Annotated in this window: 10 protein-coding genes and 3 pseudogenes; 2 read left to right on the top strand and 11 right to left on the bottom strand. The window is 49.0% G+C overall.

Annotated features, from left to right (window positions below):
- Positions 1–206: 206 nt before the first annotated feature.
- The 7 genes from H6A13_RS13490 to H6A13_RS06730 form a co-directional block, all read right to left on the bottom strand.
- Positions 207–689 (bottom strand): ATP-binding protein, encoded by a 483-nt coding sequence (locus H6A13_RS13490; RefSeq protein ID WP_338043023.1) that lies wholly within the window; start codon positions 687–689, stop codon positions 207–209.
- Positions 690–794: 105 nt separating this feature from the next.
- The gene (locus H6A13_RS06755; protein WP_204908853.1) at positions 795–2,618 is read right to left on the bottom strand and encodes an Ig-like domain-containing protein; all 1,824 of its coding nucleotides are present in this window, start codon (positions 2,616–2,618) and stop codon (positions 795–797) included.
- A complete protein-coding gene (locus tag H6A13_RS06750; RefSeq protein ID WP_204908852.1) occupies positions 2,603–4,192 on the bottom strand; it encodes a serine/threonine-protein kinase in 1,590 nt (529 codons plus the stop codon). The genes H6A13_RS06755 and H6A13_RS06750 overlap by 16 nt, the downstream gene beginning before the upstream one ends.
- Before the next feature lie 210 nt (positions 4,193–4,402).
- Positions 4,403–5,650 carry a 6-phosphofructokinase gene (locus H6A13_RS06745; protein ID WP_204908851.1) on the bottom strand — a complete coding sequence of 416 codons (1,248 nt, stop codon included), beginning with the start codon at positions 5,648–5,650 and terminating at the stop codon, positions 4,403–4,405.
- Positions 5,651–5,756: 106 nt separating this feature from the next.
- Positions 5,757–5,918, bottom strand: a complete 162-nt coding sequence (locus H6A13_RS06740) for a molybdopterin-binding domain-containing protein (protein ID WP_204908850.1) — start codon at positions 5,916–5,918, stop codon at positions 5,757–5,759.
- A 5-nt stretch (positions 5,919–5,923) separates the two neighbouring features.
- A complete protein-coding gene (gene glpK, locus H6A13_RS06735) occupies positions 5,924–7,423 on the bottom strand; it encodes a glycerol kinase GlpK (protein WP_204908849.1) in 1,500 nt (499 codons plus the stop codon).
- Entirely contained in the window at positions 7,408–8,346 is a 939-nt protein-coding gene (locus H6A13_RS06730) for an AraC family transcriptional regulator (RefSeq protein WP_204908848.1), read from the bottom strand. The genes glpK and H6A13_RS06730 overlap by 16 nt, the downstream gene beginning before the upstream one ends.
- 439 nt (positions 8,347–8,785) lie before the next feature.
- Here H6A13_RS06730 and H6A13_RS06725 point away from each other — a divergent pair, with 439 nt between their 5' ends.
- On the top strand, positions 8,786–9,340 hold the full coding sequence (locus tag H6A13_RS06725; RefSeq protein ID WP_204908847.1) for a DUF4234 domain-containing protein: 555 nt from the start codon (positions 8,786–8,788) through the stop codon (positions 9,338–9,340).
- Here the strand turns inward: H6A13_RS06725 and H6A13_RS06720 are convergent.
- The 4 genes and pseudogenes from H6A13_RS06720 to H6A13_RS06705 form a co-directional block, all read right to left on the bottom strand.
- Complete coding sequence (locus tag H6A13_RS06720; protein ID WP_204908846.1) at positions 9,321–9,785, bottom strand: low molecular weight protein-tyrosine-phosphatase; 465 nt, start codon at positions 9,783–9,785, stop codon at positions 9,321–9,323. The two genes, H6A13_RS06725 and H6A13_RS06720, sit on opposite strands and share 20 nt — an antisense overlap.
- 185 nt (positions 9,786–9,970) lie before the next feature.
- Positions 9,971–10,264, bottom strand: a pseudogene (locus tag H6A13_RS06715) (tyrosine-type recombinase/integrase); the annotation flags it as partial.
- A 15-nt stretch (positions 10,265–10,279) separates the two neighbouring features.
- On the bottom strand, positions 10,280–10,603 hold the full coding sequence (locus H6A13_RS06710; protein ID WP_055290862.1) for a hypothetical protein: 324 nt from the start codon (positions 10,601–10,603) through the stop codon (positions 10,280–10,282).
- A 377-nt stretch (positions 10,604–10,980) separates the two neighbouring features.
- Positions 10,981–11,103, bottom strand: a pseudogene (locus tag H6A13_RS06705) (DUF3847 domain-containing protein); the annotation flags it as partial.
- On the opposite strand from H6A13_RS06705, the pseudogene H6A13_RS06700 reads away from it, so the two are divergent.
- Positions 11,097–11,801 (top strand): annotated as a pseudogene (locus tag H6A13_RS06700) (helix-turn-helix domain-containing protein); the annotation flags it as partial. The pseudogenes H6A13_RS06705 and H6A13_RS06700 sit on opposite strands and share 7 nt — an antisense overlap.
- Between the last annotated feature and the right edge of the window lie 73 nt (positions 11,802–11,874).

Below are 11,874 nucleotides of genomic sequence, written 5' to 3'. Positions count from 1 at the left end.
ACTTTGTTCCATCTGAAATACGATGTATTCAGATGGTCTATTAAAGTTACCCTTTTTTTACAGAGAAAAAATCTATAAACCTCTTGACTATTTATAGTTTGTCACCTTCTTTACAATCACTATATCGCCACATTTTTCCTTATTATACTTTGTTTTCAGGTCTTTTACCATCCCTTTTACTACACCACTTCCCGCCGCTCTAGAATTCAAACTTCCCGATTCCATAAACTGGAATGGTAAACACCTGATCCTTTACCCCGCCATGGGTATTTCCTTTGGCATAAACAATTGCCCATTGTTGCAAACGCTGGCGTCTCCAACGCAATACCGGCAGGCGGTATGATCCGCTGTTTCAGATCCAGAAACACAAAATTCTCATTTACGATTCCTGATACCGCGCTTTCCGGGCATCCAATATGCGTCAGGAAATAACTGGTCAGCCCCAGGTAACTTCCTGTAATAATAAAATCACTTTTCAGCCGGCGGGTAAATTCCCGTATCCGGTTATAAATCGCCGCAGACTCCTGGATTTCATCTATAATGACAATATATTGTTCATCCGCAAACTTGTTTACAATGTATGTTTTCCCTGTCTGCCGGGCCCCTGACACTTCCAGCGTAGTGTGCTCCGGACGCTGTTTCCATCGGAGCATCTGGTCGTATACATTTCTCTTCATATATTTACCCATTTAAGATCACCCCCGCTGCTGATGTCTGATGCTTTCTTTATTATACTTCAATTCCTGTATAATCTCCATATAATTCTTCTTACATCATACAGCCAGGGGCTTTTCTTATGCTTTCAGTTTTTTCTTCTTCCGGACGATCCATCCTGCTCCTCCGATGGCCGCAAGTCCTGCGCAGGATCCAAGCACCAGTTGCCATTCCCCTGTCTTTTCTCTTCCCGGATCTTCCTGCAGATCTTCGTCCTTTTCTTTGGCCCTGGTCTCTTCCATTCCCAGCGTTTTCTTCACCGGTTCCAAAATCTTTTCCGCCAGTGTCATTTTGGGCACAACCTCAAAGGTCAGTCTTTGCACTGTCTGGTTTCCCGCCCTGTCAACAGCTTTTACAGATATTTCATAAGCCTTTTCTTCTTCCACAGTGTACCGGTAGATCTTGCCGGAAGGGCTGGTTTTCTGACGGATCCCGTTGATCCGGATCTCCTGGATCTCATCCGCCTGATTTTCCAGCGTGACCTGAAAACTCTTTTTCTCCTCATAGCTTTCGCCTTCCTCCACATCCTGGAACACTACCACCGGCGCGGTATGGTCTATGACAAATTGTGCCCTTGCCGTGCCCGTATTCCCCGCTGAATCTACAGCCTTTACCTCCAGAACATGCACGCCTTCCCGGTCCACCGTCTCACCGGAAGGATAGAGTTTCCCGTCCAGCGTGACCGAATAGGTAAATGTAGTGAAGTCCCAGATCAGATCACTGCCGCTGTGTTCCAGGCAAAAACTCTTCTGATACGTTCCGTCCAGTTCATCCACATGCCGGATTACCGGATTATGCCGGTCAACTGTCAGTTTCCTGGAAGCCGAAGATTTATGCCCTGCCTGGTCTTCCGCTTCCATAGAGATCTGGTAACTTCCGTCCGTTTCCAGAAGGATTTCTGCCGCCGTTCCGGCTTCTGTCTGTGTCCACCCGGTAATCTCCCGGCTTGTAAGCGCCCCGTCCGGGCTTTCCTGTTCTGCCTTTGCCACAGTCTTCGCAAGTATATTCTCATCCCGTGCCACGCAGCGGATTGTTACCGGCTGACTGGTGATCATATAGTCGTGGACTCCCTCGATCATTGCTTCCGGCGCTTCTCCGTCGATCAGAAGCTCACACTCCTGCCAGGCCACATTTCCCGCATGATCCACTGCCCGCACTTCCACACGCACCGGCTGACCGTTCTGCGAAAAGAAAGGTACGGTAAACGTCGCTTCCGCCTCACCGGTCTGCCCCAGAACCTGCCCGTTGGAGCTGCACCGGATCCCTGCCACCCGGCTTCCTGCTGCCCCGTCCGCCGCCTTTACCAAAAGAGAAACTTCTCCTGCGTACCAGTGATCAAATCCCTGAGGCGCCTGCATGCTGATAACCGGCGCTTTTCTATCGATCTGAAACGTCTTCTGGAAGCGGAATTCTTCCAGCTCCTTTCCGTCTTCGTCCGTCATCCACACTTCCAGCCTGTTTTCCCCTTCGCTGAAATGCTCCTTCCCAAACTCTGCCATGTCGCCGGTATGCTCCAGTGTCTGCTCGAAGATCCGTCCTGTATGATCCGTCAGCCGGCACAGTGTTTTTCCGGCTTCACTGACATGGCGGATCTTGATGACAGGACAGGAGATATAATATCCGTTCTGTCCATCCGCCTCAGGGATCACGATCTCATATTTCCGAATCTGTGGTTTTTCTTCTGGTTTTTCCTCTGGTTCTTCCTGCGAATCTCCCGGCTTCTCTCCTTCCGGTTCTTCCTCTCCGGTCTCTTCTCCCTCTGAGGGGGATGGTTTCTCTTCCGGTTTTTCTTCCGTCTCTTCTTCCGCCGCGTAACTGATCTCATAGCCCAGCTCGTCCTGCTGCCAGTACAGCAGCGCCAGCACCATCAGTAAAGCCACAATGCTCTTCATTCTCCGACCCATACCTCTTCTCCTTCCACTTTGATCCCGTATTCTTTCTGTAGTTTCTGAAACTCTTCGCTGTCCGCCAGCGTGTTGTCGCGGCTCAGATATTCTCGAATGGTCTGTGCGCAGATCCCCCGGTCCACAGAAGGATCCTGGCAGAGCAGGCGGATGTGCTGAATCTGAAGGGCGCGTTCCTGCGGAAATTCTTTGATCCCCTGGGCGCAGAGTTCCAGCGCCAGATCCGTTCTGCCACACTGCTCATACAGGGCCGCCGCTTTCGTGAAGTATTCTTTTCTCTCCTCTTTTTCCTCTGCCTGCTCCAAAAGCCGGGCATACCATTCGGCCGCCGTCTCTTCTTCGCCTGTCCGTTCATAGGCGCCTGCCATATCTGCCCGGACCTCCTGCTCTGCGGCTTCCTCAAGAACATCCTGTTCCAGACAGGATTCGCCCAGCCGGATCACTTCTTTTGCCGCTTCATCTTCGTCAGACAGCTGGTATCCCCGGATCAGGCATCTCCAAAACGCCACCTCTTCTTCCTCGTTCCAGCCGCCTTCCGATGCCAGCTCTTCCAGCTGTTCCAGATGATGCTTCCACGCTTCCCAGGAGGTTTCCGTATCCTTTTGTGTTGTCTCTGTCTCTTCCTCCGCAAAAGTGTCCGGTGAAAGGAAAGCTTCTGCCACCGCAGATAACTCTTCTGCCGTCCGGCTTGTTTGAAGGACTGGTTCCAGGGTTTCCTGTACCTTCTGATAATCACCGATCTCCAGAAAATACGCCAGCGCAAGACGGATCCTCTCTTTTTCCGTTTCCTTCCGGTCCTTCTCTTTGTCTCCGTCTGCTTTTATTTCTCCGGAAGTTTCTGCTTCATTTACATTTTCTCCAGATCCTTCTCCCACCTCCTCTCCTGCCGCAAGAGCCCTGGCGTCCCCGTCCCGGATTCCGGATATTCCCCATCTTCCCAGCGCGCCAAGAGCCGTAAGAAGTGCTGCAGCCACAAGGATTTTACGCCCCTTTTGAATGGCACGCTTCTGCGTTTCCTGATAAACCGGGATATATTTTCGAATTTCTGAAATGGATTGAATGGGTTTGCCTGATGAGAGTTTCAGACAGCGGGAGATTAATTTTTGAAGCTTTGCCGTTTCCCTTCTCCCCAGAGGCGGGTCCGGTTCCGACATCGCAAGAAGATACTGGATCGTCCGTCCAAGTCCGTAAGCGTCCAGCGCTACAGAAGCCTTGCGGTAGTAAGGCTCTTCCGGCGGGAGAAAATGCTCCCGGATACTTTTTCTGCGCATCAGCCTTAGCAGGTCTTCGTTGGAGCCTGCCTGCATATCCGCCAGATACAATCCGCCTTCCTCAGAAATGATCATACTGTAGGGATTGACATACCGGCAGCAGGGATGATTTTTACACTTGTGCAGCATCTCCAGCTGCCGCGCCATACACAGGATCCAGCCAATCAGCTGCTCTTTTGGCAGGCGGGGATGGTATTTCAGCCATACGGCCAGCGGCTTTCCGGCAACATACTCAGAACTGATATAGCAGACCTGCCCGTGTTCAATGAGACGCAGTACGTCATAGCCTTCTTTGACTGCCACTTACATCACCTCGTTTTTAAATTGTTTTCCATTGGTTAAATAATTGGAACTAATTGAATTGATGAAAGATTTTGTCTTTTGAATCTTAATTAAGAACTCTGGAAATGCATTTAGAGTAATTTCTATATTACTGGATTCCGCTGAAAAAAACAAGTAAAAAATAACAGGCGGCAGAACTTTTTTCTGCCGCCTGAAAAAGGACGTCTGTTCTTATCTGTGGCTTAATTCCTTCGGTGCGTACAGATGTCTCGGGATACCGTCTACCATAACCGGAGACACGTCTCCCTGGATCAGCGGACGTACATAGGAAATAAACTCATTGGTTACATAAGTGCCGTCTGCGTTCACCCATTCTCTTGGAACCAGTTTCTCGTCATTGGCGATCTTATGTACATCCTTCACTTCTGTTCCGCACTGATACGGATCATCAGACAGTCTCTGAAGAACTACCATCTTGCCGGAATCTCCCTCGTCAGCCGCTTTTACTGCCGCGCCGCCTACCTGATATGCTTCCAGGATATCTACACGGGAAGCTGTGTGTGAAGCGGAACGCTGCAGGGTGCTCAGCTCAATGGCGCGGGTCTTGCATCCATGCTCTCCGGCGATAAAGCTTGCCAGATAGGATGCGGTTCCGGACAGCTGTTTGTGGCCGAAAGCATCTACAAAGTCAATGCTGTTGCCCAGCTCACATACATAGGTTCCGTCCGGTGTGCGGATTCCCTCGGATACTGCGATCACGATGGACGGCTTTTCTTCGATCAGCTTCTTCACTCTGTTGCTGAATTCATGAATGTCAAACGGGATCTCCGGCAGGTAGATCAGATCCGGTCCTTCGCAGTCCTCGCCTCTTGCAAGTGCGGAAGCTCCGGTCAGCCATCCTGCGTTTCTTCCCATGATCTCTACGATAGTCACGATACCTTTCTCATATTCCAGACAGAATCCGTCGCGGATGATCTCTTTCATAGAGGTTCCGATATATTTTGCCGCGCTTCCGTAACCCGGTGTATGGTCTGTCAGAGCCAGGTCATTGTCGATCGTCTTGGGGCATCCGATAAATCTGGTAGGATGTCCGGTAATGATCGCATAATCGGATAATTTTTTGATCGTATCCATGGAATCATTTCCGCCGATGTAAATAAATGCCTCGATATCCAGCTTATCCAGGATCTCAAAGATCTTCTCATACACTTCCCGGTTCTCATGGATCTCCGGCAGTTTATAACGGCAGGATCCAAGGAACGCAGCCGGTGTTCTCTTTAAGAGTTCTGCATCCAGTTCTGTCTTGATGTGATCTGCAAGGTCAATATATTTTTCCTCCAGAAGTCCCTGAATGCCGTGAAGCATGCCGTATACCTTGCTTGCTCCACGGTCCTTGGCTGTACGGTATACACCTGCAAGGCTTGAGTTAATAGCGGCAGTCGGGCCTCCGGACTGTCCTACGATAACATTTCTTTTCATAGTATTTCTTTCCCTTCCTTCTTTCAAATTGCGTCGATATTACTATATTAGTATATTGTGGCAAAAAAGTCCACAAAAACAATATTTTTTTATGCAGTTTTACAGATTATTCCCCTGCATTTTCGGAAAAGGAAACATTCTCCTGCGCGCGGGCATATCCCCGCATACACCCGTTTCCGTCTACATTTACCACTTCTCCGTCTTCCACCGTGACGGTCATCAGGCAGCCGTTCCGGCAGCCTGTACAGGTCATTTTTATCTTTTCCATCTTGATTACTCCTCTTCTTTTGCCCAGTGATAAGAACAGCGCACTGCCTTATTCCAGCCTTTGATCTTCTGTTTCCGTTCTTCCTCGTCAATGGCCGGCTCGAAAACCTGGTCAATGGCCCAGTTTTCTTTTACCTCTTCTCTGCTCTTCCAGTAGCCGGTCGCAAGACCCGCCAGATAGGCGGCTCCCATGGCCGTGGTCTCAATGCATCTGGGACGCTTGACCGGCGCGCCGATGATGTCCGCCTGGGTCTGCATCAGAAAATCATTGGCGCTTGCCCCGCCGTCCACACGCAGTGATGTCAGCGGGATCCCTGAATCCGCCTCCATGGCTCCCAGTACATCATTGACCTGATAAGCCAGGGATTCCAGCGTTGCCCGGATGATATGATATTTGTTCACGCCGCGGGTGATGCCAACGATGGTACCTCTGGCATAAGGATCCCAGTGGGGCGCTCCAAGGCCTGTAAATGCGGGAACCACATAGCAGCCGTTCGTATCCTTCACCTTACCTGCCATATATTCCGAATCCGCCGCCGAATCAATAAGACGCATCTCGTCCCTGAGCCACTGGATGGCAGCCCCGGCCACAAAGATCGAACCTTCCAGGGCATACTCCACTTTCCCGTCCAGTCCCCAGGCGATGGTGGTTACCAGCCCGTTTTGGGAAAATACCGGCTTCTCTCCCGTATTCATCAGCAGGAAGCATCCCGTACCATAGGTGTTCTTGGCAGCTCCCGGATGGAAGCATACCTGCCCGAACAGAGCGGACTGCTGGTCTCCTGCCGCGCCGCCGATCGGGATCGGCCCGCCAAAATAAGACGGATCTGTATGTCCGTACACGCAGCTGGAAGGCATGGGCTCTGGCAGCATGGCCTTCGGGATCTGCAAAAGATCCAGGATCTCCTGATCCCACTCCAGCGTATTGATATTAAAGAGCATGGTCCTGGAAGCATTGGAATAATCCGTCACATGCACTCTTCCCTTTGTCAGCTTCCAGATCAGCCAGGTTTCCACAGTGCCAAATAACAGTTCTCCTTTTTCCGCTTTTTCTCTGGCTCCCTCCACATGATCCAGGATCCAGCGGATCTTTGTCCCTGAAAAATACGCGTCGATGATCAGCCCCGTTTTCTCCCGGATCATATCGGTATAGCCCTGTTCCTTCAACTGGTCGCAGTATGCGGCTGTCCGCCGGCACTGCCAGACGATCGCGCGGCACACCGGCTCTCCGGTCTTCTTATCCCATACGATGGCCGTCTCTCTCTGGTTCGTGATGCCGATCGCCGCAATATCTTCCGCCGAAGCCCCTACCTTGGACATGGCTTCTACCGCCACACCAAGCTGCGTGGACCAGATCTCGTCCGCATCATGCTCCACCCATCCGGGCTGCGGAAAATACTGAGTAAATTCCTTCTGCGCGATGCTGATGATCTTACCGGATTTATCAAACAAAATACAGCGGTTGCTGGTTGTCCCTGCGTCCAGCGCCATTACATATTTTCCCATTTGTCTGTCACCTCATTTTCCTCTTCTATTGTAAACCGGACCTTTCGTCCGATCCCCTTCCATTCTTCCGGACCTGCAGACGGTCTGTGCTTCGTCTCCAGGCGCCGGCGTTTCCGGTATTCCGTGGGCGTCATTCCGTTTTCCTTTTTAAATGCCTTGGAAAAGACCAGACAGCTGCGGTAGCCGCAGGCCTCCGCCACCTCCTCGATGGACAGATCTGTCAGGTTCAGCTGCTCCCTTGCCTGGGAAATCTGGAACTTTGTCAGAAAATCCTTGGGAGACATGCCCAGGTTGTTTTTAAACAGCGTATACAGATAACTGCGGTTCACATTCATATGAACTGCGATATCCGCCACATTCAAACCTCTGGAATAATTATTCCGGATAAAGGTCACCGCCTTCTGGATATAAATACTCTCCTTGGAAATATCCACGCAGGAATCGATCACTTCATCTTCCGTCAGCGCGGAGAAGAAATCATAGAGCCGCCCCTGCAGATAGTAAAGATTTGCCATTGTGACCTTCGTATGTCTCAGCATATCCAGCACGATCCTTTTCAGTCGTTCCCCGTCTTCATACTGAAAGATCAGCTGGTTTCCGTTCAGCCCGATATCCCGGATGTATTTTCCAGCCTCTTCTCCGCCAACGCCTACCCACAGGTAGCTCCAGGGCTCCTCCGGATCAGCCTGGTAAAAGGTCAGCGTGTCCGGTTCAATCAGGAATCCCTGTCCTGCGGACAACTGGTATTTCCGTTCGCCCACCTGGTAAACGCCCTTTCCCTCCAGAATATAATGGATAATATAATTGGGCCGGGTGGCCGGTCCGTAGCTGTGGCAGGCCTCGCACTGCGCATAGCCGCAGTATACCAGATGAAAATCCTTGAATTTCGGCTCTGTCAGCTCTAATACATATGAATCCTCCATGACATTTCCTCTCACATTCCCAGATCATTTACATCTATCATACTCACAATTATTGGAAGAATCAAGCAGGCATCAGTTTTTCCTTATGATTTCTTAATAGCTGCTTAAGAAATTTTCGTTTTCTTTTAGGGATTTAACATACTTTGGACATAATTACCTTTTATAATATGACTCAGATAGTTGAACAAGACATCAACTATCTCCCCCTCATAAAGTAAATGCACTTGGGAGAAGTTCCCAGGTGCTGCACTTTCTCTCTCATTCCTTTAGATAACTATAACGACAACAGCAAAAGCCCCGGCCAGCCACCGGGGTTTTTGCTGTTCATTTTTATATTTCTTCTTCTGCTCTGTATCTGCATTCTACCGCACGTATTGTACTGCATCCTCTTTTGTGGTATGATGAGGAAAATTCTTTTTCAATACAAAGGAGGCATCTCATGAAATATTGTCCGAAGTGCGGAGCACAAAACGAAGACGCTGCTTCTGTCTGCCGCGAATGCGGAAGTCCGATCCCGGATCTTCACAATGCCGGCCAGCAGCAGAATCAGCAGAATTATCAGCAAAACTATCAGCAAAACTATCAACAGAACTATCAGTATCAGCAGAATTATAACGGCCAGGCAGGATACGCGCAGCAGCCCTCCGGAGGTTATCCGGGGATCTCACCGCGCAACATTGCTCTTTGCATCCTCTTTACCATTATCACCTGCGGGATTTATGGCATCTACTGGATGATCATGATCAATGATGAGGTCAACAGACTTGCCGGAGAGACCAATGCCACCACCGGCGGCATGGTATTTCTCTTTACCTTTATTACCTGCGGCATCTATGGTTGGTACTGGCTCTATAAAATGGGCGAACGCTGCGACCGGATCAAGGGAAATCCTTACGGCAATTCCAATATATTGTTCCTGATCCTCGGCCTTTTCGGCCTTGGCATTGTTTCTTACTGCCTGATCCAGGATACGATCAATAAATCTGCGCAGTAAGCTTACTCAGAAGACCTTCGCAGCCCTCTTTTACATCCCGGTAGGTAACATCAAAATTACCGGTGTACCAGGGGTCTGCGATCTCTTCGCCCGCGCGGTCTGTGAAATCCAGCAGCATGCAGATCCTGCCGTCCGGATCTCCGCCGGCAATGCGCTGCATGTTGCGGATATTCCACGCATCCATACCGATCAGGTAATCGTAAGTCTGATAATCCTTTTTTGTCATCTGCCGCGCCCGGTGGGGCAGGACGGGCACTCCAACCTCCTGCATCTTGCGGACTGTCCCGTGGTGGGGCGGATTGCCGATCTCTTCCCGGCTGGTGGCCGCGGAGTCAACGTGAAACCGGTCCGAAAGGCCGGCTTTATTTACCATATCCTGAAAAACAAATTGTGCCATGGTACTGCGGCAGATATTGCCGTGGCAAATGAAAAGTATTTTTATCATCTTTTTATATCTCCATTTAAGTCTTGTATTTCTTCTCAAACGCTTGATATTTCAGGATTTTCCGACTTTTGAGTTTTCCTTTCTTTTCAAGGTATCTTCTCAAATCTTCTCATATTTTCTTATGTTTTTCCCTGCAATCTTGGTAAATCCATTGGTAAAGCAAGCGTCCTTACCAACGGGCTTTTTTAACTATTCGCTATCCGATATACTTCTTCCTTTGCATCATCAAAATTCACATGGGTGTAAGTGTTCAAGGTTACACTGATGTCTGCGTGACCCATGATATACTGCAAGGTTTTCGGATTCATCCCGGATTTTGCCATATTAGAGCAAAAGGTGTGCCTGCATACATGAGGGGTAACTTTCGGCATCTGGATACGGTAAATCCTGTTGTATTTCTGAATGATATGCTCCAGATACTTTTCCCAGTGAAGGGCAACCATCGGCATATCGTTTTTATCCAGAAACAAAAATCCTGCTGAAATTTGACTTGCCTATTTTCTTAAAATCTCATGTGAAGCTTCTATTTCATTTGCCAAGGTATGCTCTGTTAATTCTGACATCAATTTCAATTTTTTATTAATCAATGGTCGCATACAATTAGGAACATGTTCCTGATGCGCTCTGTGGATTGCTACACATTCCTTACAGTTTCCGTGATAACGACAGGCTTTCAGGCAAGGACAGTGATCTTTGTCTTTATACTCCTTACGAAATTCCGCTGCAAATTCTTCTTGCAGTCTCAGCCCCTCGACACGGTTTCCCTTATGAAATTCTACCATTGCATCCAGTTCTTTCTGGTTCCCTTCAATCTTCATGTTATTATAGCGCCTCCATTTCAACTATTCCTCATTTTCTGATAAATTACGATTTATTGCTGACTTTATTATACTTTATTACCTATCGAAAAGATAGCATATTTTATGAAACTTGTCGGCTGGGAACAGCTTGCAACGCAAGGTGTCCCCAGATGGCAAGTCCACAAAAGGGTAGCTGGCGGCAGCCAGCGCAGGGGTGCAAAACGTCCAGTGGACGTTTGCCCTGCACCGACCGAAGCGGAGCGGAGACGGCGTAGCGTCCCCTGTATGATTTGGAGTAGACCATGACTGCGAAAAATCACAGCCCTCCGGCAAGGAGCCTTCGGAGAACGCAATGCACTAACCTTTGGGTGGTGTATAATTGCGCCCTTAGTAAACTAAGGGGTTTCCGGCTTCTCCCGTTCCAGCATTTTTTTCAATAGTTCCTGCGTGTCCTGTCTGTGAAAAATGAGTTTCAACAACAGCATGACATCATCATCTGTCAGGCGTTCCGGCTCTTGGAAGTTATGAAAAAGAGGATTATAAGGAAATCAATCATGGCAACCTTATCACGCTGGCAGACTTCTATGGAGTTTCCGTTGATTATCTGCTGTGCCGGACAGAGAACAGGGAGCAGATCAACACGCCATTGACGGAGCTGCACTTGAATGATGAGATGGTCGCACTTCTGAAAAGCGGTCGGATTAACAACCGTCTGCTCTGTGAGCTTGCCACACATAAAGATTTTATCAAGTTTCTTGCAGATATTGAGATTTATGTAGACGGGATTGCCACCATGCAGATTCAAAACCTCAATGCACTTGTCGATACTGTCCGGCATGAAATCATTGAACGGTATCGCCCCGGCGAAGATGACCCACATTTGAAGGTGCTGCAAGCTGCCCATATCAGCGATGATGAGTATTTCAGCCACATGGTTCTGGATGACCTCAACCGGATTATCCGGGATATTCGGGAAGCCCACAAAAAGGACAGTGAGAGTGCGCCCCAGACCACTGTTGCCGATGAACTGAAAGAAAATCTGGAAGCGGTCGAAAATTTCAAAGGCAGTCGGGATGAAAAGCTGGTTGTTCTTTATTGCAAGCACCTTGGTATCAACTATAAAAATCTGTCAGATGAAGAATTTCGCTGGCTGATTCGGATTCTCAAAAAATCAAAGAAAATGGGAACGCCTATCAGTCAGAGGAAAAAACGGTAAAGAAAAACCGCTGTTGCATGGTTTGTTAGCTTCCATGTAACAGCGGTTTGTGCTGTGGTTATTCAGTTGAAAT

Origin of the sequence: Mordavella massiliensis (assembly GCF_016902415.1) — a bacterium.
Lineage (GTDB): Bacteria > Bacillota > Clostridia > Lachnospirales > Lachnospiraceae > Merdimonas > Merdimonas faecigallinarum.
This window is presented reverse-complemented; position numbering and strand designations above follow the sequence as displayed.